The following is a 25,143-nucleotide window of genomic DNA, read 5'->3' as shown; positions in this document are numbered from 1 at the left end:
AATGCGGCGCAGCATGATTCGAATGCGGCACTTTTTTGTTGTCGCTTCACAAGCCTTGTTGGTAGGCGATCCCGCAGACTTTGCGGATCTGCAATCGATGCAGTCTCAGAAATCGCGGTTGCTGGTGCAAACTTTGACCCTGCCTCGTGCTTGCGACTTCGACGGTGATAGCGGCCGTTCGATCAATTTTTCCCCCGAACTTTGTTGTACGCCCATAGGTGGGCAGATCGTTGAGCGCGGCTATGGTGTCCGTGCTGCCGTTCATCTGCACGTTGTATTCCTTCGTGCCGATCTTCGCGGTGCCGCCCGGCAGGATCAGGTTCTGCGCGTTGACGGCGTTGACCACGTCGAGCGGTGCGAGGCCTTTGGCTTGCAATGCGCGCGGGTCGATATCGACCATGATCTGCCGGACCTTGCCGCCGAACGGCAGCGGCACCGACGCGCCTTGTACCGTCGCCAACTGAGTGCGGATCGCGCTGTTGCCGAGGTCGTAGAGTTGCTGTTCGGAGAGCGTGTCGCTGCGGAGAGCGTGTCGCTGGAGAGGCCGAGTTGCAGGATCGGCACCGTCGAGGCGTTATAGGTAATGATGTTCGGCGGCAGCGTGCCGGGCGGCAGCACGCGTAGGATCGATGCGGAGTTCGACGCTGCCTCGGCGATCGCGCGATTGATGTCCGCGCCCGGATGGAAAAAGATCTTCACCACCGAGACGCCGTTCAGCGATTGCGACTCGATATGCTCGATGTCGTCGACGTCCGAGCTCAGCGCGCGCTCGTAATTCGACGTGATGCGATTGGCCATGTCCTGGGCGGAAAAGCCGTTGTACGTCCAGACGATGCTGACCACCGGGATATCGATGTTCGGGAAGATATCGGTCGGCGTGCGCAGTATCGCAAGCGGGCCGACGATAAGGATCAGTACGGCGAGGACCACGAAGGTATAAGGGCGGCGCAGCGCGAGCTGGACGATCCACATGACGGGTTCCTGAAATGAGGCCATGAAGGCACGGCGTTCCTGCGCTGTCAGAGCGCGTGACGCGGGCTTCGCGAGTCAGGAGTGTGATGGTGCGGCCCTTATGGGCTGCGGTCGGCCAGATTACCGTTCTGTTATCTGGTGTTGATGGGAACGTGCGGTGACGTGAGGACTCACGCGCGATCTATCGATCGTGGCCGGCCTCGCGTCTATGGAGACGGTTCAGGAAGACACCGGCGACCCGACCACCCATGGCAAGCGCGCTGCCAACGCGCCGCGCTTCCAGGCGAATGCGTTCCTCGTTTGCCGCGTTCCGGGCGTCCCTGATGTCGCAACGTCTTACCAGGCTCGCGGCCAACCTGACAGTGCGCGTTCGGCTATTCCAGGCGCGTTTCTGAGCCGGACTCCGCGTCCCGGTTCGAAGGCGCGCGATCGGTACGCCTTTCGCCGAGATCGAACTGCCGTCGCGCCGATTCCATTTCCGCCATATGCGCTTCCACCCAGTCCCAGATCCCACAGATCTTGTCGAGCAGACTGCGTCCTAGCGGCGTCAACTGATAGTCGACACGAGGCGGTATCACGGGATGCACATAGCGCGTGACGAGACCGTCGCGCTCGAGTTGCCGCAAGGTCTTCGTGAGCATCTTCTGACTGACGCCCCCCACCTCGTCGCGTAGCCGCGAGAAACGCATCTCGCCATGGGTGCCCAGCGCGTCGATCACGAGGATCGTCCACTTGTCGGCGATCTGCTCGATGACGTTGCGCGCGAGGTCATCGGTTTTCTTCTGTGGGTTCTCGGCGGCGTGAGGGCCGTCGTAGCAATTTGTTTCCATGGGGAAAGTATGGAACCTTCAGGTGCCTTCTTGTGATCGCCGGATCCGGCTGAAATAATCGACTCGCCTGCCCGTCCTTTGGGCACGTCGCATTTTCTCGGACCGCATTCGACATGGATGCGGCGCTTTAACCAGAGAGCATCGCATGACTATTGAAACAATTGAAGTTGAGGGTTTATCGACGCCTGTATCGCGTATCGGCCTGGGCACGTGGGCGATCGGCGGATGGATGTGGGGCGGCACTGATGAGAAGGACTCGATTGCGGTGATCCGCCGGGCGCTCGACAGCGGCGTGAACCTTATCGACACGGCGCCGGCGTACGGCTTCGGCGCGTCGGAGGAAATCGTCGGCAAAGCACTGGCCGATGGATATCGCCACAAGGCAGTCATCGCGACTAAAGTCGCTCTCGAATGGCAGGACGGCAAGGTATTTCGCAATGCTTCGCCGGAGCGCATTCGTCACGAAGTAGAGGATACACTTCGGCGCTTGCGGACAGATTACATCGATCTATACCAGGTTCACTGGCCCGATCCGCTCGTGCCAATCGAAGAGACGGCCGCGGTGCTGAACGACCTACACAAGGAAGGCAAGGTTGGCGCGCTCGGCGTCAGCAATTTCTCTGCGGCGCAAATGGACGCGTTCCGCCGCGTGGCGCCGCTGTCCACCACGCAGCCGCCTTATAACCTGTTTGAACGCGACATCGACCGCGATGTGCTGCCTTATGTGAAACAGCATGGGCTGGTTGCACTCGCCTATGGCGCACTGTGCCGCGGATTGCTGGCAGGGCGCATCGGCGCCGAGACGCGTTTCGAGGGTGACGATCTGCGTCAACATGACCCGAAGTTCCGTGCGCCGCGTCGTCAGCAGTATGTCGACGCTGTGAAAGCACTGGACGTCTTCGCGCGCGATAACTTCGACAAGTCGGTGCTTGCGCTTGCAGTGCGCTGGGTGCTGGACCGCGGCCCGACGATCGCGCTGTGGGGTGCGCGCCGTCCGTCGCAACTGGACGGACTCGAAGCCGCGTTCGGCTGGCGACTCGACGACAAGGCCTTCGCGCAAATCGACGCGATCGTCTCGCAATTCGTCAAGGACCCGGTAGGCCCGGAGTTTATGGCGCCGCCGCAACGTGTTCTGGTGTCGTGAAAGGAGTGTATTGAACATGCGAACCAATCGACGAACTTTCATTGTGCATACCGTTGGCGCCGCGGCGCTGGCAATGACCGGCGACACGGCGTGGGCCGCGCCCACGCAGCTTCAGGAAAGCGATCCGGCCGCGCAGGCGCTCGGCTACCGGACCGACGCATCGCGCGTCGATCACGCGAAATATCCGCGCTTCAGCGCCACCCAGCGCTGCTCGAATTGCCAGTTCTATCAGGGCAAGCCAGCCGACACGAGCGCGCTTTGCGCGCTGTTTGGTGCGAAACAGGTGAGCGGCGCGGGATGGTGCAACGCCTATCAGGCGAGAGCCTGATAGGCTTGGGCGGGTAAAGCGATACGGCGCATGACGACTTCGTGCCGTTCGCGTCGACTACGAGGAATCAGTTGATGGAACTCATTGTGAACGGCGTTCATCACAACGTCGATGCGGATGCGAATATGCCGCTGCTGTGGGCAGTCCGTGATCTGCTCGGGCTGCACGGTACCAAGTTCGGTTGCGGGGTCGGCGCGTGCGGCGCATGCACGGTCCATCTGGACGGTGTCGCTGTGCGTTCGTGTGTGACCGCACTGGCGGATGTTCAGGGCAAGCCCGTCACGACCATCGAGGGACTCGGCAAAGGCGGCGATCACCCCGTGCAGCGCGCGTGGAAAGCCGCCAATGTGCCGCAGTGCGGTTACTGCCAGCCTGGACAGATCATGCAGGCCGCGTCGTTGCTCAAGCAGACGCCGAAGCCGAGTGACGAGCAGATCGTCGAAGCGATGTCCGGCAATGTTTGCCGCTGTGGCACCTATCAACGCATCAAGGCCGCCGTCAAGGCGGCAGCGTCGGAGGCGTGATGGGCGAAATCGTCAATCTGAGCCGGCGCGGGGTGTTGAGAGGGACTTTGGCAGGTGGGGTTGTGCTGGGCTTGCAGATCGGCGGCGCGGGTACCGCACTCGCGGCGAGCGTGCTGTCATCCGCGAATGGCGCTAAAGCGCCTTTCGCACCGAACGTGTACGTCTCGGTCGCGCCGTCCGGCGAGATCATTCTGGTCGTGCATCGTTCGGAGATGGGGACCGGTATCCGCACCAGTCTCGCGATGATTCTTGCGGACGAACTCGATGCCGACTGGAACACCGTCAAGGTCGTGCAGGCGCAAGGCGATGCGAAGTATGGCGACCAGAATACCGATGGCTCGCGCAGCATCCGCCAGTTCTTCCAGCCATTGCGCGAAGCAGGTGGCACGGCCCGGCAGATGCTCGTGGCGGCGGCCGCCGTGCAATGGCGCGTGGCGCCGGCGACCTGCCACACTGAGCCGGGTCATGTCGTGCATGCGGCGAGCGGGCGGCGCGTGGCCTACGGCGCGCTCGCAACGGCGGCGGCGCGTCAGCCGGTGCCGGGCCGTGACACGCTGCATCTGAAAGACGAGGGTACCTGGCGCTATATCGGCAAGTCGCTGCCGATCGTCGATCTCGACGACATCGTCCACGGCCGGGCGACGTACGGCATCGATGTCGTGTTGCCCCGAATGACGTACGCGTCGATCGAACGTTCGGTGGTCTATGGCGCGACGCTCAAGAGCGTCGATTCGACCGAAACGATGAAAGTGCCCGGCGTGCTGCATGTGGTCCGCATTCCCGCTGCGCCGTTGCCCGCCGGTTTCCAGCCGCTGGGCGGCATCGCGGTGGTGGCAACCAGCACCTGGTCTGCGATGCAAGGGCGGCGGAAATTGAGGCTCGACTGGGACCTTGGGCCGAATGCATCCTATGACAGTCAGGCTTATCGCAAGGCGCTCGAGGACACCGCGCGGCAGCCGGGCAAAATCGTTCGCAACAACGGCGACACAGCGGCTGCGCTAAAGAGCGCCGCCCACCATGTCTCGGCGGACTACTATGTGCCGCACCTGGCGCACGCGGCGATGGAGCCGCTCGCCGCGACCGCGTCCTACGCGAACGGTGCGGTTGAAGTATGGACCGCGACGCAGAATCCACAGCAGGCTCGCACGACCGTGGCACAGGTGCTCGGCTTGCAGGAGCCGGCCGTGACGATCAATGTCACGTTATTGGGCGGCGGCTTCGGCCGCAAGTCCAAGCCTGACTATGTGGCCGAGGCGGCGTTCCTGTCACGCGAGGTTGGCGCTCCCGTGAAGCTCACGTGGACTCGCGAAGACGATGTGCACAACGACTATTTCCATGCGGTGTGCGCCCAGCACATGGAAGGCGGGCTCGATGCGCAAGGCAAGACGGTCGCGTGGTTGCACCGCACGGTGTTTCCGTCGATCAGTTCGACATTCAAGGCTGATGTCCGTTACGGGGCGGCGGGTGAACTGGGGCAGGGCGTGACCGACATGCCTTACGACATCGCCAACGTGCGGTGTGAGAACGGCGCCGCCTCTGCACACACGCGCATCGGCTGGTATCGATCGGTGTACAACATTCCCCACGGCTTCGCATTAGGGTCGTTCGTCGATGAACTTGCCGCGGCCGCGCGGCACGATCCGGTGCAGCACCTGCTCACGCTGCTCGGCACGCCGCGGCATGTCGATCTGCATGCACTAGGGGTCGATTACCCAAACTACGGCGCGTCGATCGACGAGTATCCGATCGACACCGCCCGCTATGCGGCCGTGGTTCGCGCGGCCGCCGCGCGCTCCGGGTGGTCGACCGTATTGCCGGCGCGGCACGGGCGCGGGGTTGCGGTACATCGCAGCTTTCTGAGTTACGTGGCGGCGGTCGCGCATGTGCAGGTGGCCGACGACGGTTCGGTGCGTGTGACACGCGTCGATCTGGCCGTCGACTGCGGGCGCATCGTCAATCCCGATCGGGTTATTGCGCAGTTCGAGGGTGCGGTGGTGATGGCGCTCGGCAACACGTTATACAGTGAACTCACTTTCCGGAACGGCGCGTCGGAGCAATCGAACTTCACGGACTACCAAGTTGCCCGTATCGATTCCGTTCCCGAGACACACGTGTATATCGTGCCGAGCGATGCGCCGCCGGGCGGTGTTGGCGAGCCGGGCGTGCCGCCGACTTCAGCGGCCATCTGCAACGCGATCTTCAATGCGACCGGCCAGCGCATTCGTGCGTTGCCGGTGGATACGTCGCTGCTGAAACGGGCGTAGCGGCGCAACGCATCGGTTGCGGCGGTATTGTGTTGCGAAATGGCCATTTGCAGCGCGGTGCCTCCGCGTGCGTCGACATGATTGACGTTCGCTCCGTGCGCCACCAGCACCGCAAGCATATCGAGCCGGCCGAGCAGCGCAGCAAACGATAGCGCCGTTTCCCCTGCGTTGTTGGTTTGATCGATAGGGCAGCGCGTCCCGAGCAATATTTGCGCAATGTTCGTTTCGCCCTTGAAAAGCGCACCCATCAACGCGGTATTGCCGTGCTTGTCGGCGGCGCATGCGTTGGCGTGTGCGGCAAGAAGCGCCTTTAGCGTGTCCGGGTGATTGTCATACGCGCTAAGAATGAGCGCCGTATATCCGTCAGGCGTTGCGGTTTCGATCGGATAGTGTGCGTCGATCAGCAATTGAACGATATCGGTGCGCCCTTCGCGCGCCGCGGCGAACCAATCATCGGTGTATCCCCGCGCGTCGACCGTGCCGGAATACGTTGCTGGCCGACAAACGTGCTCCGCACAACTCGCGGTCAGGAGTGCGGCTATCGCTGCCGCGGGTGCGTTTCGAACTACTCGCCGCGCAGTAGAGAAACCTCGCATGACATTCTCCGTCGGAAATCGTATTCAGGCAACACGGGGCCTACTGGCTTCAGTTATTGCCAAGGTGCGACGCCGTATCCTGCACGCGTGAGAGATCCGCATGTGTGGCGCGCGCGAGGCGGGTACCGTAATCGGAATCAGCCTTGTAGAAGTACGACAGCATCGTGTACTTGTTCGCGTCGTTTGTTACACGGCCCAGATCGCCCGACAATGCCGTGACCCGATCCGCCTTGTTGGCTTCAGGTAGCGTCCGGTAGAACTCGCCAGCCTGACGGAAGTCGAGCGTCTTGTGGATCGCCATTTGCTGCGTCGTTCCGCTGAGCGGCGTCTGCACGGACTTGTACCTGGCCTGCTGCGAGATCTCCGCTACCCGGGTCATTCTGAACGGACTCTCTCTGTTTAATTTGGACCGGTAGCCGTCAATGCGCTCGATACAATTTCCGCACTACTGCGATGCGGCTTGCGTATGGCCGCTAACCTCGCAGCCGGCATCGGGTTCGATGCCGATAAAGTAGAGCATGGAGATCAGTACCAACGCCGCGACAAGCAGAAACGCGACCCGGAAGTCAGCGAGCGAAAGCTGCGCGTGGCCGCCATGTATCAGGACTGCAGCATGCAGCGCGATCGCACCGAATGCGATGCCTAGACCGATGGTCATCTGCTGGACCATGCTGAAAAACGTGCTCGCCGAACTCATCCGCGCCGACGGCACGTCCGCGAATGCGAGCGTGTTGATGCTGGTGAACTGCATCGATCGGCATAGCCCGCCGATCAGCAGCACCAGCATGATCAGCGTGCGTGGCGTGTCCGGGGAGAGTAGGGCGCACAGGGCGATGGTGGCGGCAGTGAGCAGGCCATTCACGATCATTACCTTGCGAAAACCAAAGCGCTTGAGAATGGGCATGGTGACGGTCTTCATGGCCAGATTGCCGGCCGCGTAAGCGAGCACGAGCAAACCGGCGGCGAACGCGTTCAGCCCGAAACCGAGTTGGAAGAACAGCGGCAACAGGAAGGGCGAAACGCTGACCGAGACGACATACAACGAACCTCCTTCGAGGGTCAAGCGAAAGGTCGGGATTCGCCACGGCGCAAGATCGATCAGCGGATGTTCGGCACGCCGGAAATGCCGTACCGCGAAGGCCGCGGCGACCATGCCACCCGTCAGGGCTGCGACCGTGATGTGCCAGTCGCCATATGGTTGCCCAACGAGTTCCATGCCATACATGAGGCAGGTTAGCGCGACTCCGCTAAGCACGAATCCGGGCACATCGAACGGCCGGCGGCTGGATTCGCGGTAGTTCGGAATGAACGTGGCGGTCAGCACCAGACCCAGCAGACCGATCGGTACGTTCAGCAGAAAGATCCACCGCCAGCTGAAATAGGTCGATATAAAGCCGCCCAGCGCTGGACCCAGCACCGGTGCGGCCAAGCCGGGCCAGGTAATGTAGGCGATCGAGCGCATCAGATGACGCTTCTCAGTGCTGCGCAGCACCGCGAGCCGGCCTACCGGCACCATCATTGCACCGCCGAGTCCCTGCAGGATCCGCGCGACCGTGAATTCGACGAGACCGTTGCTGAGTCCGCAAAGTATCGAGGCGCCCGTGAACACGACGATGGCGCTACCGAACACAGAGCGTTGCCCAAAGCGATCCGCCACCCAGCCGCTGATCGGGATGAAAACCGCGAGCGCGAGCAGATAGGCGGTCATGCCGATACTCAACCTCACGGGCGTGACGCCGAACGTAGCGGCCATGTGGGGCAGCGCCGTCGCAATCACCGTAGCGTCGAGGTTCTCCATGAAATAGGCACTGGCGACGATCAATGCGATGACGACCGATTGACGGCTTGACAAAGACATGAGCGGAGAACCGATACGGGTTGAGTGGCAGACTCGCAAACGCCCTGGCACGAGTGTTTGCCGATGCCGGCAGTCACAGATGAAGCTCGCTTCGCGATGGCACTGAGATAGTGCATGGCTAGACCGGGAGCATGGCGACACCGGTTCATGCTTGCGGACGATGTACTCTATCAAATCATAAGTCGTCATGTGAAGACGTATTTTAAAAACCCGTTCACAAGGGAAGGGCATGAAGGCAGGGATGATGCCGATCAAACGGCCGATAAAAAACGCCACATCGCGATTTCCCTTACAAACAGGCAAATACACCAGCTTGCATGCTGGATCGACGTCGAGACTGTTCATGGAAATTTAGTCGTCAATTGACGAGTTAATTTATTGGCGATATCCTCGTTGCCAATGCGATGGCTGAAGCAGTAGCTATCCCACGGGGTGAACAGCGCCGCGCACGCGGCTGGGGCGACTCATGAGCAGCGTCAAGCGAATCGGGAATGGCCGTCGTCGATTGCCTCGGTTATCGGCGGGCGGGGCTGTCGCGGGTTGCCTGTCATCGCCCGGAATCGCAGCCTGAGTGCGCAGGCGCAACGCGTATGAAGCCCACCGCATTTTCGTATCACCGGCCGAGCACGCTCGACGACGCGCTGTCGCTGCTTGCTCTTCACGGTTTTGACGCCAAGCTGATCGCCGGAGGACAAAGCCTCGCGCCGATGATGAATATGCGCTTCGCGCAACCGGCGCACCTGGTCGATCTGAATGCGCTGCCTCAACTCAAGGGCGTCACGCTTGAACCCGATACGCTAGCGGTCGGCGCAATGACGCGCCATCACGAGCTGGCCACCAGCAACACAGTGCGCGCTGCTTGCCCGCTACTGGCTGAAGCGGCGGCGACGATCGGACATTACGCCATCCGACAGCGCGGGACACTCGGCGGCAGTCTCGCGCATGCGGACCCCACGGCGCAACTACCGCTCATTGCGAGTACGCCAGGCGCAAGGTTTGACGCCGGGCCTTGAATTTCACCTGACTTACGACCCTCCGGCCATGACCTATTCGAATGCGGCTCATGGATGCGAGATCGAGGTGGACGTCTTGACCGCCGCCATCCGTATCGCGCGTTACGTCGTCGCCGAAAACTGCGGCACGCTGCTCAATCCCACCGTGGTGGAAGGGCAGCAGCATGGCGCCGTGGCGATGGGACTGTCGGGCGCGCTGTTCGAGCAGATGCGTTACGACGACTCGGGACAGAACGTGACCGGCTCACTCGCCGACTACCTGATCGCTACTTCAACTGAATTGCCCAACTTCGAGATCATCCCGCTGCATACGCCTGGCAAGTCGACGGCGGCCGGCATCAAGGGGATGGCCGAAGGCGGGGTGATGGGAGCGATCGGCGCATTGACCAACGCGGTCAATGATGCGCTGGCGCCATTTGGCGTCGTTGCCGACCGTCATCCACTGACTCCCATGCTATTGCGCGACTTGCTGCGCGACAAACTCTGAACGGACCAACCATCATGAATCAATCTACAGGCAAACCCGCGATTGGCTTTATCGGCCTTGGCATCATGGGTTTCTCGATGGCCTCGCGGCTCGCCGCCGCCGGCTATCCGCTGCATGTCTATAACCGTACGCGTGCGAAGGCTGAGCCGCTCATCGAGGCCGGCGCGACATGGCAAGCGACCCCGCGGGCGCTCGCCGAAGTATCGGACGTCGTGTTCACGATTGTCGGCACCCCCGCGGACGTCCGCACACTATATCTGGGCGACGACGGTCTGATCGCGCATGCGCAGCGCGATGCGGTGCTGGTCGACATGACGACGTCGAGTCCGAAACTGGCCGAAGAGTTGGCCGCGCACGCCGCTGAGCGCGGGGTGCACATGCTGGATGCGCCGGTATCGGGCGGCGACATCGGTGCGCGCGAAGGGCGCCTGTCGATCATGGTCGGCGGCGCAAGCGCTGTGCTCGCACGCGTGGAACCGATGTTGCGCTGCCTCGGCACCAACATCGTCCTGCAAGGCGGCCCGGGTGCGGGTCAGCACACGAAGCTGTGCAATCAGATCGTCATTGCGTCGACGATGATGGGCGTGTGCGAAGGGCTCGCCTATGCGCACAGCGCCGGGCTGGATGCCGACACCGTATTGAGCGCGATTGGCGGAGGTGCGGCGGGTGGATTCCAGCTGAACAACCTGGGGCCGCGCCTTGCCAAGGGCGATTTTGCGCCCGGTTTCTTCATCGAGCATTTCATCAAGGACATGCGGATTGCGCACGAGGAAGCGCGGAGCATGGGACGTGAATTGCCGGGTCTGGAACTGGTGCGCGTAATGTACCAGGAGTTGGCCGAGCGGGGCTGCGCGCGCAACGGCACGCAGGCGCTGTTCAAACTCTACGAGCGCTGAGCGGCGGCGATGAAGCTGACAGATCAAACCATCCTGCCCGTGCCCCCTGAAGCCGCATGGCGTGCATTGAACGATCCCGTAGTACTCGAAGCATGCCTGCCTGGCTGCAAAGCGCTGAAGAGGCTCGACGACCTGCATTTCGAATCGACCGTGCAGATTCGCGTCGGTCCGATGGCGGCGACCTTCAAAAGCAACGTCGAATTGTCGGATCTTGATCCGCTCAGGGCCTATACGATTGCCGGTATGGGCAGTGCAGGTGCGCTAGGCTTCGCCAAAGTCACTGCGCGCCTGCAACTTGGAGCGCAAGGCAATACGACCGTGCTGGTGTACGACGCTGACGTCGGGATTGGCGGGAAGCTGATGAGCGTGGGCTCGCGCCTGATTCAGTCCGCCGCGAGCAAGAATCTCGATGAGTTCTTCAGCGCGCTAAAGGCGCATGTCGAAAGCCACGCGGTCTGACGGCGGTGTGCTGCGAGAGAGTACCGATCGAAACAGAGGGAATCATGTTGGTAGAAATGCGTACATATCAGATTACGGCGGGAAAGACAGGCGAGTTCCTGGACATCTACGAGCGCGAAGGGCTCGGCATCATCAGTCAGTACGCCCGCCTCAAGGGTTGCTGGACGAAGGACTCAGGCACGTTGAACTCGATCGTGTTTTGCTGGGGCTACGAGGGCTACGCGCATCGGGCCGCGCAGCGCGCGAAACCCGCAGTCGATCCACGCTGGCAAGCTTTCACGCCGCGCATCCTGCCGTATCTCGTCCATCAGGAATCGGTGTTTCTGTCGCCAGTGCCGTTTTGCCCAATGGACTGAAGTGAGTGACGAATTTCCCGGCCGCGCGACCTATCGACGTACCTGCCGTTTGGCGGTCTGCTTGTGAGGTGGCGGGCTGACGTTTTATGACGTATCAGAAAGGACTATTGATGACACACTTTACTTTCACTCCCGGAGCCGTCGCCGTCGTGACAGGCGGCGCTGCCGGCATTGGACTCGCCTCGGCGAAGCGGTTCGCGCAGCTCGGGCTTCGCGTGTGCATTGCGGATCTGGGTGAGGACCGCCTGGCGCACGCGAAGCAGGCGATTGCCAGCGTGGCTGCTGAAGGCGCGAAGGATGTACTGGCCGTCGAGACGGACGTCAGCCGCCTCGAAGACCTGGTCCGCCTCGAAGCAGCCGTTCGGGATCGCTTCGGCGGCACGGATATCCTCATGAACAATGCGGGGATTCAACCGGGTAGCGCCATGTTCGGAGCGGCCGCTAACTGGGATCGGGTGCTCGACGTCAACCTGTGGGGTGTCATTCGTGGCACTCAGACCTTCGTGCCCGCGATGATCGCGCGCGGACGCCCGGGCCTCGTCATTAACACCGGTTCGAAGCAGGGCATCACGACGCCGCCCGGCGACCCGGCTTATAACGTCTCCAAGGCCGGCCTGAAGGCGTTTACCGAAGCACTGCAGCACGAGTTGCGCAATACGCCGGGCTGCCGGATCAGCGCGCATTTGCTGATTCCTGGCTTTGTGTTTACGGAGCTTGCCGCTCAAGGTCGTACCGAGAAACCGGCGGCTGCCTGGACGCCCGAGCAGACTGTCGATTTCATGATCGAGCGACTGGGTGCCGGCGATTTCTACATTCTGTGCCCCGACAACGATGTGCCTCGCTCCCTCGACGAGCGACGCATCCTTTGGGCTGCGGGAGACATTGTAGAGAATCGCCCGGCGCTATCGCGTTGGCATCCGGACTACGAGCAGGCGTTCGCAGCGTATATCCGGAAGAACGACTGACTTGCCCGCCCCGCAAATCGTAAGTGGAAGATGGGAGATCGTAGAGATTCCAAGGTGGCGACAGAGCGAAAGCTATCCCGATCCGTCGGTGGAGATCCTCGATCCGCGCTTTCTGAAATATCGCATTACCAATGCCGCAGTGGAGCGCCTTGCGACTGGAATGCGCTTTGAGGCAGCCGGCTTCAGCATTGCGACTGCCCTCGATGCTCATCGACGACGAATGGCGTCCACTTGCGATGCCCGTGACCACCTCGTCAATCAAGAATCTGTTCGATCTGCCGCTCCATTACAACGTCTACTCCGCGCTCGATTGAAACGCTCGGTGTTTGTTGTCGGTCGCTGTCATGGTCTTGTCATTCCGGTCGGGTGAAATGAATTCGCAGTCGTGCATGGTAGAGCGCGGACCGTGATGAAGCCATCACGGTCGTGCTCGCGGAATCGGCCGGGTGGATCTTTCCCTAAACATCTAGACGTTTAGACGAAAGCGCGGCCAGCAACCGCTTTCTGGGCCGGCAGGAAACGCCCATGAAGCACGAGCGTCGCTTTCTGCCGGGCGGAGCGTCGAGATCGCGGACGCAACAGCACGACTCATCGCGTCGAATCACGACCAACGCTGCGTCGTACAGCAGCACGCTAAAGCCGACACACATACGGAGCATGTCGATGCTGATCAGGAACGCTCGCGTCGTCACGCGGGACGAGGAATTTACGGGAACCTTGCGGATTGAAAACGGCGTCATTGTCGACCTTGAACGGGGCACGACGTCGGCGGCCGAAGCCGCAGACTGGAACGGTGACTATCTGTTGCCGGGCCTGGTCGAACTACACACAGACAATCTCGAGAAGCATCTGGCGCCGCGGCCGGGCGTGAGATGGAATATCGACGCGGCGTTGGTGATTCATGACGCACAGGTGGCCGCGGCGGGCATCACAACCGTATTCGATTCGCTCAGGATCGGCGCGCGTTCGGACGTCGACATGCACAGCCGGGATCTTCAGACGCAGTGCGTGGAGGCACTCGCGCGCCTGTCCGCGTGCGAGTTGCTGCGTGCCGAGCATTTCCTCCACCTGCGCTGCGAAATCGCCGCCCCCGACGTCGTGAATGTATTCGATTCACTGTGCACGGATCCATTGCTGCGGCTCGCTTCGGTGATGGATCACACGCCGGGCCAGCGCCAATGGCACGATCGGGATCAATGGCGTCGCTGGCAGGAACGGCACGGCAAATTGACTGACGAACACTTCGCCGCCGTGATTGCTGAGCTTTCAGACGGACAGGGACGTTTCGCCGACCGGCACCGTCGCGAGATCGTTGTGCGCTGCATGGAGCTCGGCGTGCCGGTGGCGAGCCACGACGACACCGTAATCGAGCATGTTGAACAGGCAGCGGCCGAAGGCATCGTCCTGGCGGAATTCCCAACCACCCGCATCGCCGCGCAAGCCGCACGCGAACACGGCATCGCAACGATTATGGGCGCGCCGAACGTCGTAAGAGGCGGATCGCACTCGGGCAACGTCTCGGCAATCGAACTTGCGCAAGCCGGACTGCTCGACATCCTGTCCTCGGACTACGTGCCCTCGAGCCTGTTGACCGCCGCCTTCGAACTGGTCGGCAAGGCCGGCTGGACGCTGCCGCGCGCGATGGCAACGGTATCCGCGCAACCCGCGCGCGCAGTGGGGTTGGACGACCGCGGCGCGATCGCCCCCGGTTTGCGTGCCGATTTTGTGCGCGTGCGGATGCACGATGCGCTGCCTGTCCCCCGCGCGACGTATCGGGCAGGCGAGCGCGTCGTCTGATGGACGGAACAAAGCAATCCGTTGTTGAATCGCCTGGCATGTACGAAACATAAATTGAGGAAAATATGAAGGTCTCCAAAATTCTATCTGCCGCGGCTCTGGCCGTGAGTTTTGTCTCCGTTACGGCACATGCAGCTGGTACGTGTCCGAACGATGGCGTGGTTCGCTTTGGTGTCGAACCATACGAATCGGCCCAGCGCATGCTGCCGGTCTATACGGATCTCGTCAGGATGATCGGCGACAAGCTTGGCTGCACGGTGCAACTTTACGTCGCAACCAGCTATAACGCCGAGATCGAGGCAATGCGCAACAACAAGCTCGAATTCGGCGAATTCGGTCCCCTCGGCTACGTGCTCGCGCACCAGGTCGCGCACGCTGAAGCCGTCGCCACGTTCGCCGGCGAGCAGGGCAAGCCGGCCACTTACTACGCCTCCATCGTCACGTGGCCCGGCTCGGGCATCAAGACGCTGGGCGATACCAAGGGTCGCTCGTTCGCTTACGCCGATCCGGCGTCGACGTCCGGCCATCTGTTTCCCGCCTTCGGACTGAGCAAGAACGGCATCGATCCGGACAAGGGCGTAAAAGCGGTCTACGCGGGCAGCCACACGGCGTCGTTCGAGGCGCTGCGCAACCACAAGGTCGAAGCGGGCGAGCTGAACAGCGAAGAAATCGCCAGCGCCAAGCTACACAACGAATTCGATCCTGCGGCTTACGTGACGCTGTGGAAATCGGAACCGATTCCGCTCGACCCGCTGGCCGTGCGCGGAGACTTGCCGGCGGATTTCAAGGCCCGTCTGGCCAGTGTGCTGAGTTCGCTCGATCTACGCCAATTACCGGAAGCCGATCAGAAGTTCCTGGCATCGAACCAGAACCCGGAACTGAAGACGGTGCCGCAAACGGATGCTGCTTATAACCAGATCCGCGATCTGGTTTCGACTCTTCACATCGACCTGGCAAAACTGTGAGCACTCTGTCCAGCACCTCGGGTGGCGTCCCGATAGATTCGGCGAGCCGGTTTTCAGCCGGCGTGTCGAGCCTACCCGGAGCAGCACTCCATACGACGCGTGGGCCCGGCGTAAAGCTGGCTGTCCGTGATCTGACGATGCGTTACGCAAATGGCCACACTGCGCTGCGCGGCATGAATGTGTCGGTCCACGCCGGTGAGCTGGTCGTGGTGCTGGGCAGCAATGGCAGCGGCAAGTCGACCTTCATGAAGTGCGTGGTCGGACTGAATCGGCCGACCGCCGGGTCGGTCGAGGTGGCTGGGCGCGATCTCGCCGCACTGTCGGGCAAAGCTTTGCGTGAGGCGCGTCTGCCGCTTGCGTTGATCTCGCAGAACGCCAATCTCGTGAAGCGGCGCAGCGTGCTGGCGAACGTCTGCTGCGGCGCGCTCGGCCGACACCGGACGCTGGCAACCGCGCTGGGTCGGGTGCCTCGCGAGGAGATCGATCCGGCGCTGTCCTATCTGGACGAGGTCGGCTTGCTGCATCTGGCGCGCCAGCGCGCCGGCACGCTTTCGGGCGGACAGGCGCAGCGCGTGGCGGTGGCCCGCGCGCTGGCCCAACGTCCTCACGTCTTGCTCGCCGACGAGCCGGTCGCCAGTCTGGACCCCGAAGCGGCCGACGAAGTCATGCGGCTGCTGCGCCGCCTCGCCGACGAGGACGGTCTCGCGGTGGTGTGCGTACTGCACCAGCCCGAACTGGCGACGCGATATGCCGACAGACTGATCGGTCTGCGCGGCGGCCTGCTTGAATTCGATCGGACGGCGTCGGCCGTCTCCCGTCAACAGATCGCGAGCCTTTATTTGGCCGAGGCGTCATGAGCAAGGTTCTTGAAATGCGTGCATCGACGGGCTCGTCGAGCAGCCGGACCATCTGGTCGGTGTGTGCCGCCGTCGTGCTGTTCGCGCTGTTTGTGCAGGCGTGGATCGTCGTCCAGGCCCGTCCGCAGGATCTGGTTACCGGTGCCCACGGTATGGTCGACATCATTTCGCGCGCCGTGCCGCCGGCGTTCGATCAGTTCGTCCCGAACTTGTGGCCGGTTCTCGAAACGATTGACCTGGCGATTTTCGGCACGGTGTTCGGGGTGCTGCTCGCCTTTCCGCTGTCGATTCTGGCGGCCGCGAATGTCACACCGGCGCTGCCCCTGTACTACGCCGCGCGCGCGCTGATCGGCGTCACCCGGGCAGTGCCCGATCTGGTCTGGGCACTGTTGTTCGTCACGGCGGTCGGGCTGGGGCCGTTTCCGGGCGCACTTGCGCTTGCGGTCCATTCGGTCGGCATGCTTGGGCGGCTGTTCGCGGAAGTAATCGAAGACATGGATATGGGCCCCGTCGAAGCGTTGACGCTGACCGGTGCAGGGCGCCTGCAGGTGTTAAGCCATGCTGTCGTGCCGGGCGTGTTGCCCTCGCTGCTCGGCATTGGGCTGTTCCGCTTCGACGAAAACCTGCGCTCGTCGCTCGTGCTCGGCTTTGTTGGAGCAGGCGGAATCGGCTTCCAGTTGCTGACTGCAATGAACCTGTTCCAGTACCAGACGGTGTCGTTCCTGTTGATCGCCACCTTCGTCCTGGTCGTCTGTGCCGAACGCGTTTCCGCTTACCTGCGCAGCCGTGTCACCTGAACGCGGGCCGCTCACCTGCGTCGCCGTCGCTCTACATGCCCTGGCGCGATCGTCATGGGAAGTGCGCAGCCGGCGGCCCAGGGCTCTCCTCATCATTGAAGCACGAGAATCGATATGTTGATCAATCATGGCGTCGGCGTCGATCCGTGGGCGCTCGGTTGCGTTCTGTCGGAGCATCCGGAAATCCATCCAACGGCGGTAGTTCGCGCCAGCGACTTTGGCCGTTACACCTATCTCGGTCCGCGCAGCCATGTCGCCGAATCCGTCATCGGCGACTACGGCTATGCGATGGGTGACAATCAGATCGCCCACGCACTCATTGGCAAGTTCGCCAATATCGCCACCGGCGTACGCATCAACCCGCCCAATCATCCTTCGTGGCGTGCGACCCACCATCACTTTACCTATCGCTCACGATCGTACGGATTGTCCCTCGACGACGACGCTGACATCTTCCAGTGGCGGGCCCAGGAGCCAGTCGAGATTGGTCACGACGTGTGGCTCGGCCACGATGCCATCATCATGCCCGGCGTGACGATCGGCACTGGCGCCGCGGTCGGCTCAGGAGCCGTTGTGACCAAGGACGTACCGCCGTTCGCCATCGTCGTCGGGGTGCCGGCGCGGGTGCTGCGTTTTCGCGTCGACGCGCGCACCTCGGAGCGCATGCAGCAGATAGCCTGGTGGGACTGGAGCGCCGAGCGCATTGACGCGGCATTGGCCGATTTTCGTGGGCTCACGGCGGCCGAGTTCGTGGAGAAGTACGACGGGCAAAAGTGAATGAATGGCCAAGCGGCCGTTTCTCCGCGACGGGCGGAGCCTTGCACGGCCCTAATGGTGCGTTGCCCAGACGAGGGTGCCAACGGTCGTCGCTTCAATCACCTGGTCTCGACGTGCCCGTCTCTATGGATGTGTCACGTGGAATTCCCAGGTTAGATCCTTCAAATTAACGGAACAGTCTCAAATGGAATTTCGCCAACTTGGCCGCTGCGGCCTCAAGGTTTCGACGCTGACGCTTGGGACGATGCTGTTCGGCGATCCGACCGACGAAGCAACCGCGGCACGTATCGTCGACCAGGCGCATGAACAAGGCGTCAACTCGATCGATACCGCCGACGTCTACGCTGGCGGTGAATCGGAGCGTGTCGTCGGGCGTTGCATCGCCGCCCGGCGCGATCGCTGGGTGCTGGCGACCAAATTGGCCAGTCCATTCGGCGATGGTGACGTCAATGCGCGCGGCGCTTCGCGCAAACACATGGTGCGAGCCGTTGAGGCCAGCCTCAAGCGCCTGAAGACGGACTATATCGATCTGCTTTACCTCCACGCTGAAGATCACGACACGCCGGTCGATGAAACGGTGCGCGCGCTAAATGATCTGGTCCAGGCCGGCAAATTGCGCTACTACGGCCTGTCGAACCATCGCGCATGGAAGATCGCCGAATTCAGTCATACCGCCCAGGCACTGGGTCTCGCTGCCCCGGTAGCCAGTCAGCCGCTCTACAACCTCGCGAATCGGCAGGCCGAGGCCGAACAGCTGACAGCTGCGCACCGTTACGGCCTAGGCGTGATTTCGTACAGCCCACTCGCTCGCGGCGTGCTGACCGGCAAATACGAATTGGGCGTGACGCCCGCGGCCGATACGCGTGCAGGGCGCGGCGACCGCCGCTTGCAGCAGGCCGAATGGCGGCCCGAATCATTGGAGCTGGCACGGCGCGTTCGCGAGCATGCAGAGGCGCGTGGACTGAGTGCGGGACAATTCGCACTCGCTTGGGTGCTCAACAGCAGCTATATCAGTTCAACCATCGCCGGACCACGCACCGTGGCGCAATGGGACGATTATCTGCCAGCCTTGAGCTATCGCCTGAGCGCCGAAGACGAAGACTTCGTCGACTCGCTCGTCACTACGGGCCACCCTTCGACGCCCGGGTTCAATGATCCCAAGCATCTTTTCTTTGGGCGGATTCCCCGTCACGGTTCGTAAGCCGGACAGGTTCCGCCACATCGGACTGCTACGCATGCTATCGACAGCGTGCGCAACCGGGTCACCCTTCCGGTTGCGCCCTGTGCAGGCCTTCAATTTGCGCCCTGTGCCATCGTTGTCGCGACGAGTACCCGCGTGGCAGCCACTTGGGCGAGTTCATCGCTCGACCATCCGCCGCCCAGCGCATGCAGCAGTTGCACGTTGGCACTTAGCTGGCGTGTCTGGATATCGAGCACGCTGCGTTGTGCTTCGAGTGCGACGGTCTGCGCCTGCACGACATCGAGGTAACCTACAGTGCCTTGGCGATATTGGCGCAACGCCAGATCGACCGAGTACTGCGCGGCATTCGCGGCATCCTTTTGCTCGCCAAGCGCGGTGCCGAGATACGACAGCAGCGCAAGGTTGTCTTCGACCTGCTGGAATGCCGACAGCACCACGCTGCGGTAGCGGTCTCCGGCTTCCTCGGTTGCCGCCTTCGCGGCATCGAGCTGCGCATGACGGTAGCCGCCGTCGAAGACGTATTGCACGAGCTGCGGGCCGATCGCCCAGAACAGATTGGGCGCGCTAACCAGTCCAGCATAGGCGGCGCTTTGCACACCACCCTGCAAGCTCAGCGTGATGTCCGGGAAATATGCCGCGCGCGCGACGCCAATCTTTGCGTTAGCCTCGGCAACCCGGCGTTCCGCTGCTGCGACGTCGGGGCGACGTTGCAGCAGCGTCGAGGGCAGGCCGGTTGGAATCGCCGGCAACGCGATGGCGGCGGTCTGCTGCGGCAGGCTGAATTCGGACGCGGAAGTGCCGACCAACACGGCAATCGCGTGTTCGATGAGCGCTCGTTGCGCGAGATTCTGCGACAACTGGGACTTCGCCGACGACAATTGCGTTTGAGCCCGCGAAACGTCGAGGCCCGCCACGATCCCACTGCCATGCAGCGTCTGCGTGAGTTGCAGCGCTTTCGCATACGCCATGACCGTCTCGTTCAGCAGTTCGGTCTGCTGGTCGAGGCCACGCAAACCGATGTAATTGTCTGCGAGTGCCACTTGCAGGGCCAGTTTCACCGAAGCCAGATCGGCTTTGGTCGCCTGAGCCTCATCCTTGCCGGCCACCACGGAGTCACGCACGCGGCCCCACAGGTCGAGGTCGTAATTGACTTCGGCGCCGAGCGTGACGGAGTTGTAGTCGTTCGGGCCGCCCACGCGCAACGGCCGGTCGTCGGACTGGCGAACGCGCTGCGGCACGGCGCTTGCGCTGATGGTCGGATACAGTCCCGACGCGACCTGCGCGACGAAAGCCTGCGCTTGCGCATAGTGCGCGTACGCGGCGCGCAGATCGGTGTTGTTTGCCAGTAGACGCGCTTCGAGATCGTCGAGTTGCGCGTCGCCATATATTTTCCACCAGCCGTTACGGTCTATCCGGTCGGCAGGCTGAGCGGCGGTCCAGGGACCAACGGTTTTGTATTGCGCCGCTATCGGCGCCGAAGGCAGCTGATATTGCGGCGCGAGCGAGCAGGCGGATAGCGCCAGAACGCCCGTTAAAATCGCGACAAGTCCTGGCTTAACCATGTGCGGTCGCCTTCCTGTCAGTGGCCGGCGCAACCTGCACGCCGTCGCCGTCGGCGAGTCCATCGGGCGGCGTATCGATCACGCGATCGTTGGCGGCGAGTCCCGAGCCGATCTCCACCGAGTCGCCCAGATCGCGGTCGATCTTCACCTGCTTGAACAGTACGTGACCGTTCGCACCGAGCGTGGCGACCACGACGCCGCGGCTATCGAACACGAGCGCGCTAGCTGGGACCCGAAGTGAATCGGCGGACGCGGGCAACGTGAATTTCAGGCTGGCGAAACCGCCCGGCAGCAGCTTGCCGTTGGCATTGTCGACCAGCAGCTGCACCAGCGTCGTTCCCGAACTCGAATTGACGGAGTCTGCCGCTGCTATCACGCGCGCGGTGAAATGCTGGTCGGAGTACTCGGGAACGGTCAGGGTCGCGGTCGTGCCATCGTGGATCGCGGGAGCGTAGTTCTGCGGTACCTGAACATACACACGCAATTGCTTGACCTCGGAGACCGCGAACAGCTCCTGGCCGACGCCACCGCTACCGGCGTTCACCAGCGCGCCGACGTCGGTGTCGCGCGCGGTCACCACGCCGTCGAACGGCGCGACGATCCGCGCGAAGGCCTTCGTAGCGACGAGGCGATCGACGTTGGCCTTCGCGGCCGCCACGATCGCCTCCTTCGCGGTGTAATCAGCAGTGCGTTGGTCGACGTCCTGCTGGGCCACGGAATCGGTGCCTCTTAGCGCCTCCCAGCGCTTCGCCGTCGTACCCGCTACGACGGCATTCGCCTGCGCGCTCTGCAGATCGGCGCGTGCCTGAAGGAGCTGCTGGTCAAGCTCGGGTGTTTCGATTTCGGCGAGCACTTGACCCGCCTTGACCGGCGCGCCGATATCGACGCTCCATGATTTCAGGTAGCCGCTGACCTGCGCGAAAATCGGCGCCCGCGTGAACGCTTCGAGCCGGCCGGGCAGTTGCAGTGAAGGTCCGTTGGGGTCGCGCATGGGCTGGATCAGATTGACTGTCGGTACGGCCTGAGCCTCCGTCCAGGTTTTCAGCTTGCGGGCGTCGACGGCTCGCAGCGCGACACCGCCAACGACGATGCCTAAGGCGACCAGCAGGCCGATCACACCCGCAACCCGAAGCGGACGGCGCGATGGCGTATTAGTGGGAAAAGCGGATTCAGACGACATGTGCAGGATCTCCCGGGACGGATGCTGGGGTCGCCGCGCGCCCTGGGCGCGCGTGAACAATACAGAAGATGACGGGGACCAGGAACAGCGAAGCCGTGGTGGCAAACATCAAACCGCCGATCACGGCGCGGCCGAGCGGCGCGTTTTGCTCACCGCCCTCGCCGAGAGCGAGCGCCATCGGCGCCATGCCGATCATCATGGATAGCGCGGTCATGAGCACCGGGCGAAAGCGCGTAAAGCCCGCTTCGAGCGCCGCCTTGAACGGATCGCCATGGACGGCAAGACGTTCGCGGCAGAAGCTGACGACCAGAATCGAATTGGCAGTCGCCACCCCCATGCACATGATCGCGCCAGTGAGTGCGGGTACGGAGAGCGTCGTGTGCGTCGCGAACAGCATCCAGACGATACCCGCCAACGCCGCCGGCAATGCGCTCACAATCACGAACGGATCGGCCCACGACTGGAAGTTGACGACGATCAGCAGATAGATCAGCACCACTGCGCCAAGCAGGCCGAACAACATGCCGGCAAAGGCGCTGTTCATCGTCTGCACCTGACCCAGCAGCGCGATGCTCGAGCCCTTCGGCAAGGTGCTGGCGTTCTGGTGCACGACGCGCTGGATATCGGCCGACACCGCGCCGAGGTCGCGATCCTGGGTGGTCGCGAAGATCTCGACCATGGGCTGGATGTTGTATTGGCTGACGACTTCGTTGCTGGTGGTGCGATCGACCGTTGCCAGACCGCCGAGGATCTGGGCGGTGCCTCCACCGCTGGCGGTGATCGGCAGATTTTGCAATGCTGCTAGTGAATCGAGACTGTATTGCGGCGTTTGCATCACGATCGGATACGACACGCCGTTCGCGTTGTTCAGCCAGTACGTGGGCGCAACCTGGCTCGAACCTGCGAGGTTCACCACCATACTGTTCGTCACGTCGCGCTCGGTGATGCCGAGTAACTGTGCACGCGTGCGGTCGACATCGACGTTGAAGGTGGGGTTGCCGTGCGACTGCGCGATCCGTGCATCGACCACGCCGGGCACGTCGCGGACCGCGCGCAGCAGACGGTCTGCATACGCATAGTTGGCGTTCAGGTTGTTGCCGCGGATCTGCAGGTCGATCGGCGCCGGCGAGCCGAAGTTAAGGATCTGACCGATGATGTCCGCCGGTGGAAAAGAGAACGTGACTCCAGGGAATTCGCGCGGCAATCGTTCACGCATGATGCGGACATACTCGTCGGTCGGACGATGCCCTTCGTTCAGCGCAATCTGGATGTCGCCGTCCTGCGAACCGACCGTCCCGGTGTTGTTGTACGCGGTATTGATGCCGCTGACCGGCAGACCCATATTGTCGACCACCGTGCCGAGATCGGATGGCGGGATGATCTGCCGGATTGCGCCTTCGACATTCGCGAATATCTGCGCGGTCTTTTCGACGCGAACCCCGACTGGTGCGCGCACATGCATCAGGATCTGCCCGGCATCGACCGCCGGGAAGAAGTCGCGGCCGAGCAAGGGCGCGAGGGCGAACGAGAGCGCGACGAAGCCGAGGAAGCAACTGACGAACGGACGCCGATGGTTCAGCGCGAGTTCGAGTAACCCGCGATACACGCCACGCACCGTTTCAAAGCGTGCTTCGAAGCCGCGCTGGAAGCGTCCGAGCGGACCCGGACGCTGCGCCTCATCGGCATGCTCACCCTGCGCATGCGGTTTCAGCAGGTATTTGGCCATTGTCGGCACGAGGGTTCTCGAGAGGATGAACGACGAGATCATCGCGAAAATGACGGCCTCCGCCATCGGCACGAACAGGAAGCGCGCCACGCCGTTCAGGAAGAACATCGGCACGAACACGATGCAGATGCACAGAAGAGAAACGAACGCGGGTGTGACGATCTGCGCGGCGCCATCGAGGATAGCGGTCTCCACCTCCTTGCCGTGCTCGAGATGCCAGTTGATGTTCTCGATCGTCACGGTCGCATCGTCGACAAGAATCCCGACCGCTAACGCGAGACCGCCGAGCGTCATGATGTTCAAGGTTTCGCCCAGTGCGGAGAGCGTGGCTATCGAGCCAAGGATGGCCAGTGGGATCGAGGTTGCGATGATGATCGTCGAACGCCAGCTGCCGAGGAACAGCAGAATCATCAGGCTGGTGAGCACGGCAGCGATCACGCCTTCGCGTGCCACACCGGTGATGGCTGCGCGCACGAAGATCGACTGGTCGCCGATCGGCTCGACATTCAGGTTATCGGGCCACGATGCTTTCCCGTTGGCGATTTGCTGTTTGATGCCGGAGATGATCCCGAGCGTCGAAACCGAACCGTTCTTGAGTACCGACATCAGCACCGAACGCCGGCCGTTCACGTGAACGATATTGGTTTGCGGCGGACTGCCGTCGCGAACATTCGCAATGTCACGAATCGCGACCGTCGTGCCATTGACCGCCTTGACCGGTAGATCGCCCAAGGTCTTGATTTCCGAGGGCGCGTTGTTGAGTTGCAGCGTGTATTCGTAGTCGCCGATCTTTTCCGTGCCGACCGGCGTGATCAGGTTCTGACCCGCCAGGGCATTGGCGACGTCCTGCGCGGATAAGCCGCGCGCCTGCAGTGCCGCAGGATCAATGTCAATCTGCACCTGGCGTGTCTTGCCGCCGAAAGGGTAGGGAACCGACGCACCGGCGACAGTCGTGAGAACGGGACGCACCGCATTCAGACCGAGGTCGCCCAGCTTCTGCTCGGACAGCCCCTTGCCGGATAGCGCCAACTGGATGATCGGTACGGTCGACGCGTTGTAATTGAGGATCAGCGGCGGCGTAGTGCCCGCGGGCAACTGCCGCAACTGAGTTTGCGCGACCGCGGTCACTTGCGCGTTCGCCGTGCTGATATTCACGCCCGGCTGGAAGAAGATCTTGATGATCCCAAAGCCGGCGACCGATTCCGCCTCGATGTGTTCGACATCGTTCACGGTGGTAGTCAGCGTGCGTTCGAACGGCGACGTGATCCGACCGACCATCTGGTCCGGCGGCAGCCCCGTGTATTGCCACACCACGCTGATCACCGGGATTCTGATATCGGGAAAAATGTCGGTGGGCGTCTTCATCGCGGACAGTGGCCCGATGATGAGGATGAAGATCGCGAGGACGACGAAAGTGTAGGGGCGTCGGAGCGCGACACGAACTAGACCGAGCATGAGAATTCCAGGGCTTGGAGGAAACGTAAGAGCATCTTGGAGCGATCTAGCGCGATGTACGGCCGACCTCGGCCGCAGTTCTGAAGCCTGACACACTCATAAAACACGGTTGAGCCAGCGACATGTTTGGCTGT

Annotated in this window: 22 protein-coding genes and 3 pseudogenes; 17 read left to right on the top strand and 8 right to left on the bottom strand. The window is 62.3% G+C overall.

Annotated elements, in window-relative coordinates:
• Positions 1 to 220: 220 nt before the first annotated feature.
• Both OKW30_RS33185 and OKW30_RS33180 read right to left on the bottom strand, forming a co-directional pair.
• Positions 221 to 972, bottom strand: a pseudogene (locus tag OKW30_RS33185) (efflux RND transporter permease subunit); the annotation flags it as partial.
• 374 nt (positions 973 to 1,346) lie between these two features.
• Positions 1,347 to 1,802: a winged helix-turn-helix transcriptional regulator gene (locus OKW30_RS33180; protein WP_184062629.1), complete on the bottom strand. Its 456-nt coding sequence runs from the start codon at positions 1,800 to 1,802 to the stop codon at positions 1,347 to 1,349.
• A gap of 145 nt (positions 1,803 to 1,947) precedes the next feature.
• On the opposite strand from OKW30_RS33180, the gene OKW30_RS33175 reads away from it, so the two are divergent.
• The 4 genes from OKW30_RS33175 (at position 1,948) to OKW30_RS33160 (ending at position 6,062) form a co-directional block, all read left to right on the top strand.
• Complete coding sequence (locus OKW30_RS33175) at positions 1,948 to 2,946, top strand: aldo/keto reductase (protein ID WP_429348711.1); 999 nt, start codon at positions 1,948 to 1,950, stop codon at positions 2,944 to 2,946.
• A gap of 16 nt (positions 2,947 to 2,962) precedes the next feature.
• Positions 2,963 to 3,274, top strand: coding sequence for a high-potential iron-sulfur protein (locus tag OKW30_RS33170; protein ID WP_429348710.1), 312 nt, complete (start codon positions 2,963 to 2,965; stop codon positions 3,272 to 3,274).
• Between the two features lie 71 nt (positions 3,275 to 3,345).
• On the top strand, positions 3,346 to 3,798 hold the full coding sequence (locus OKW30_RS33165) for a (2Fe-2S)-binding protein (protein WP_429348709.1): 453 nt from the start codon (positions 3,346 to 3,348) through the stop codon (positions 3,796 to 3,798).
• Positions 3,798 to 6,062: a molybdopterin cofactor-binding domain-containing protein gene (locus OKW30_RS33160; protein WP_429348708.1), complete on the top strand. Its 2,265-nt coding sequence runs from the start codon at positions 3,798 to 3,800 to the stop codon at positions 6,060 to 6,062. The genes OKW30_RS33165 and OKW30_RS33160 overlap by 1 nt, the downstream gene beginning before the upstream one ends.
• Here the strand turns inward: OKW30_RS33160 and OKW30_RS33155 are convergent.
• From OKW30_RS33155 to OKW30_RS33145, 3 genes and pseudogenes are all read right to left on the bottom strand, one after another.
• Positions 6,062 to 6,658: pseudogene (locus OKW30_RS33155) on the bottom strand (ankyrin repeat domain-containing protein); the annotation flags it as partial. The gene OKW30_RS33160 and the pseudogene OKW30_RS33155 overlap by 1 nt on opposite strands.
• Positions 6,659 to 6,707: 49 nt before the next feature.
• Positions 6,708 to 7,022: pseudogene (locus OKW30_RS33150) on the bottom strand (catalase-related domain-containing protein); the annotation flags it as partial.
• A gap of 81 nt (positions 7,023 to 7,103) precedes the next feature.
• Positions 7,104 to 8,516 carry a DHA2 family efflux MFS transporter permease subunit gene (locus OKW30_RS33145; RefSeq protein ID WP_429349211.1) on the bottom strand — a complete coding sequence of 471 codons (1,413 nt, stop codon included), beginning with the start codon at positions 8,514 to 8,516 and terminating at the stop codon, positions 7,104 to 7,106.
• 590 nt (positions 8,517 to 9,106) lie between these two features.
• Here OKW30_RS33145 and OKW30_RS33140 point away from each other — a divergent pair.
• The 13 genes from OKW30_RS33140 (at position 9,107) to OKW30_RS33080 (ending at position 19,086) form a co-directional block, all read left to right on the top strand.
• The gene (locus OKW30_RS33140) at positions 9,107 to 9,529 is read left to right on the top strand and encodes an FAD binding domain-containing protein (RefSeq protein WP_429348707.1); all 423 of its coding nucleotides are present in this window, start codon (positions 9,107 to 9,109) and stop codon (positions 9,527 to 9,529) included.
• Positions 9,513 to 10,016 carry a molybdopterin cofactor-binding domain-containing protein gene (locus tag OKW30_RS33135; RefSeq protein ID WP_429348706.1) on the top strand — a complete coding sequence of 168 codons (504 nt, stop codon included), beginning with the start codon at positions 9,513 to 9,515 and terminating at the stop codon, positions 10,014 to 10,016. Before OKW30_RS33140 ends, OKW30_RS33135 begins: the two co-directional genes overlap by 17 nt.
• Positions 10,017 to 10,030: 14 nt before the next feature.
• Positions 10,031 to 10,912, top strand: a complete 882-nt coding sequence (locus tag OKW30_RS33130; RefSeq protein ID WP_429348705.1) for an NAD(P)-dependent oxidoreductase — start codon at positions 10,031 to 10,033, stop codon at positions 10,910 to 10,912.
• A gap of 9 nt (positions 10,913 to 10,921) precedes the next feature.
• Positions 10,922 to 11,371 (top strand): CoxG family protein, encoded by a 450-nt coding sequence (locus OKW30_RS33125; RefSeq protein ID WP_429348704.1) that lies wholly within the window; start codon positions 10,922 to 10,924, stop codon positions 11,369 to 11,371.
• Positions 11,372 to 11,415: 44 nt separating this feature from the next.
• Positions 11,416 to 11,727 carry an NIPSNAP family protein gene (locus OKW30_RS33120; protein WP_429348703.1) on the top strand — a complete coding sequence of 104 codons (312 nt, stop codon included), beginning with the start codon at positions 11,416 to 11,418 and terminating at the stop codon, positions 11,725 to 11,727.
• Positions 11,728 to 11,837: 110 nt separating this feature from the next.
• Positions 11,838 to 12,692, top strand: coding sequence for an SDR family NAD(P)-dependent oxidoreductase (locus OKW30_RS33115; RefSeq protein WP_184062621.1), 855 nt, complete (start codon positions 11,838 to 11,840; stop codon positions 12,690 to 12,692).
• A gap of 188 nt (positions 12,693 to 12,880) precedes the next feature.
• Positions 12,881 to 13,006 carry a hypothetical protein gene (locus tag OKW30_RS33110; RefSeq protein ID WP_429348702.1) on the top strand — a complete coding sequence of 42 codons (126 nt, stop codon included), beginning with the start codon at positions 12,881 to 12,883 and terminating at the stop codon, positions 13,004 to 13,006.
• A 349-nt stretch (positions 13,007 to 13,355) separates the two neighbouring features.
• The gene (locus OKW30_RS33105) at positions 13,356 to 14,489 is read left to right on the top strand and encodes an alpha-D-ribose 1-methylphosphonate 5-triphosphate diphosphatase (RefSeq protein WP_429348701.1); all 1,134 of its coding nucleotides are present in this window, start codon (positions 13,356 to 13,358) and stop codon (positions 14,487 to 14,489) included.
• Positions 14,490 to 14,554: 65 nt separating this feature from the next.
• The gene (locus OKW30_RS33100; RefSeq protein WP_429348700.1) at positions 14,555 to 15,454 is read left to right on the top strand and encodes a phosphate/phosphite/phosphonate ABC transporter substrate-binding protein; all 900 of its coding nucleotides are present in this window, start codon (positions 14,555 to 14,557) and stop codon (positions 15,452 to 15,454) included.
• A 137-nt stretch (positions 15,455 to 15,591) separates the two neighbouring features.
• Positions 15,592 to 16,311, top strand: a complete 720-nt coding sequence (locus tag OKW30_RS33095; RefSeq protein ID WP_184031378.1) for a phosphonate ABC transporter ATP-binding protein — start codon at positions 15,592 to 15,594, stop codon at positions 16,309 to 16,311.
• Positions 16,308 to 17,108 (top strand): phosphonate ABC transporter, permease protein PhnE, encoded by an 801-nt coding sequence (gene phnE, locus OKW30_RS33090; protein WP_184062617.1) that lies wholly within the window; start codon positions 16,308 to 16,310, stop codon positions 17,106 to 17,108. Before OKW30_RS33095 ends, phnE begins: the two co-directional genes overlap by 4 nt.
• A 114-nt stretch (positions 17,109 to 17,222) precedes the next feature.
• A complete protein-coding gene (locus tag OKW30_RS33085; RefSeq protein WP_429348699.1) occupies positions 17,223 to 17,885 on the top strand; it encodes a DapH/DapD/GlmU-related protein in 663 nt (220 codons plus the stop codon).
• A gap of 184 nt (positions 17,886 to 18,069) precedes the next feature.
• Positions 18,070 to 19,086 (top strand): aldo/keto reductase, encoded by a 1,017-nt coding sequence (locus OKW30_RS33080; protein ID WP_429349210.1) that lies wholly within the window; start codon positions 18,070 to 18,072, stop codon positions 19,084 to 19,086.
• Between the two features lie 92 nt (positions 19,087 to 19,178).
• Here OKW30_RS33080 and OKW30_RS33075 read toward each other — a convergent pair whose 3' ends face one another.
• Genes OKW30_RS33075 through OKW30_RS33065 form a run of 3 tightly spaced genes read right to left on the bottom strand, consistent with a single transcriptional unit; the run spans position 19,179 to position 25,009 of the window.
• Positions 19,179 to 20,648, bottom strand: coding sequence for an efflux transporter outer membrane subunit (locus tag OKW30_RS33075; protein WP_429348698.1), 1,470 nt, complete (start codon positions 20,646 to 20,648; stop codon positions 19,179 to 19,181).
• Entirely contained in the window at positions 20,641 to 21,828 is a 1,188-nt protein-coding gene (locus tag OKW30_RS33070; RefSeq protein WP_184062611.1) for an efflux RND transporter periplasmic adaptor subunit, read from the bottom strand. Before OKW30_RS33070 ends, OKW30_RS33075 begins: the two co-directional genes overlap by 8 nt.
• A complete protein-coding gene (locus tag OKW30_RS33065; RefSeq protein WP_429290589.1) occupies positions 21,818 to 25,009 on the bottom strand; it encodes an efflux RND transporter permease subunit in 3,192 nt (1,063 codons plus the stop codon). The genes OKW30_RS33070 and OKW30_RS33065 overlap by 11 nt, the downstream gene beginning before the upstream one ends.
• Positions 25,010 to 25,143 lie beyond the last annotated feature (134 nt).

Source organism: Paraburkholderia sp. Clong3 (assembly GCF_050436485.1).
Taxonomy (GTDB): domain Bacteria; phylum Pseudomonadota; class Gammaproteobacteria; order Burkholderiales; family Burkholderiaceae; genus Paraburkholderia; species Paraburkholderia tuberum.
This window is presented reverse-complemented; position numbering and strand designations above follow the sequence as displayed.

What these genes read in the sequence shown, in the direction of transcription:
- OKW30_RS33145 (WP_429349211.1), bottom strand. Translation starts at nt 8,516, where the DNA reads ATGTCTTTGTCAAGCCGTCAATCGGTCGTCATCGCATTGATCGTCGCC.
- OKW30_RS33115 (WP_184062621.1), top strand. Translation starts at nt 11,838, where the DNA reads ATGACACACTTTACTTTCACTCCCGGAGCCGTCGCCGTCGTGACAGGC.
- OKW30_RS33130 (WP_429348705.1), top strand. Translation starts at nt 10,031, where the DNA reads ATGAATCAATCTACAGGCAAACCCGCGATTGGCTTTATCGGCCTTGGC.
- OKW30_RS33075 (WP_429348698.1), bottom strand. Translation starts at nt 20,648, where the DNA reads ATGGTTAAGCCAGGACTTGTCGCGATTTTAACGGGCGTTCTGGCGCTA.
- OKW30_RS33105 (WP_429348701.1), top strand. Translation starts at nt 13,356, where the DNA reads ATGCTGATCAGGAACGCTCGCGTCGTCACGCGGGACGAGGAATTTACG.
- OKW30_RS33070 (WP_184062611.1), bottom strand. Translation starts at nt 21,828, where the DNA reads ATGTCGTCTGAATCCGCTTTTCCCACTAATACGCCATCGCGCCGTCCG.
- OKW30_RS33085 (WP_429348699.1), top strand. Translation starts at nt 17,223, where the DNA reads ATGTTGATCAATCATGGCGTCGGCGTCGATCCGTGGGCGCTCGGTTGC.
- OKW30_RS33125 (WP_429348704.1), top strand. Translation starts at nt 10,922, where the DNA reads ATGAAGCTGACAGATCAAACCATCCTGCCCGTGCCCCCTGAAGCCGCA.
- OKW30_RS33095 (WP_184031378.1), top strand. Translation starts at nt 15,592, where the DNA reads ATGCGTTACGCAAATGGCCACACTGCGCTGCGCGGCATGAATGTGTCG.
- OKW30_RS33140 (WP_429348707.1), top strand. Translation starts at nt 9,107, where the DNA reads ATGAAGCCCACCGCATTTTCGTATCACCGGCCGAGCACGCTCGACGAC.
- OKW30_RS33175 (WP_429348711.1), top strand. Translation starts at nt 1,948, where the DNA reads ATGACTATTGAAACAATTGAAGTTGAGGGTTTATCGACGCCTGTATCG.
- OKW30_RS33170 (WP_429348710.1), top strand. Translation starts at nt 2,963, where the DNA reads ATGCGAACCAATCGACGAACTTTCATTGTGCATACCGTTGGCGCCGCG.
- OKW30_RS33180 (WP_184062629.1), bottom strand. Translation starts at nt 1,802, where the DNA reads ATGGAAACAAATTGCTACGACGGCCCTCACGCCGCCGAGAACCCACAG.
- OKW30_RS33120 (WP_429348703.1), top strand. Translation starts at nt 11,416, where the DNA reads ATGTTGGTAGAAATGCGTACATATCAGATTACGGCGGGAAAGACAGGC.
- OKW30_RS33100 (WP_429348700.1), top strand. Translation starts at nt 14,555, where the DNA reads ATGAAGGTCTCCAAAATTCTATCTGCCGCGGCTCTGGCCGTGAGTTTT.
- OKW30_RS33065 (WP_429290589.1), bottom strand. Translation starts at nt 25,009, where the DNA reads ATGCTCGGTCTAGTTCGTGTCGCGCTCCGACGCCCCTACACTTTCGTC.
- OKW30_RS33080 (WP_429349210.1), top strand. Translation starts at nt 18,070, where the DNA reads ATGGAATTTCGCCAACTTGGCCGCTGCGGCCTCAAGGTTTCGACGCTG.
- phnE (WP_184062617.1), top strand. Translation starts at nt 16,308, where the DNA reads ATGAGCAAGGTTCTTGAAATGCGTGCATCGACGGGCTCGTCGAGCAGC.
- OKW30_RS33160 (WP_429348708.1), top strand. Translation starts at nt 3,798, where the DNA reads ATGGGCGAAATCGTCAATCTGAGCCGGCGCGGGGTGTTGAGAGGGACT.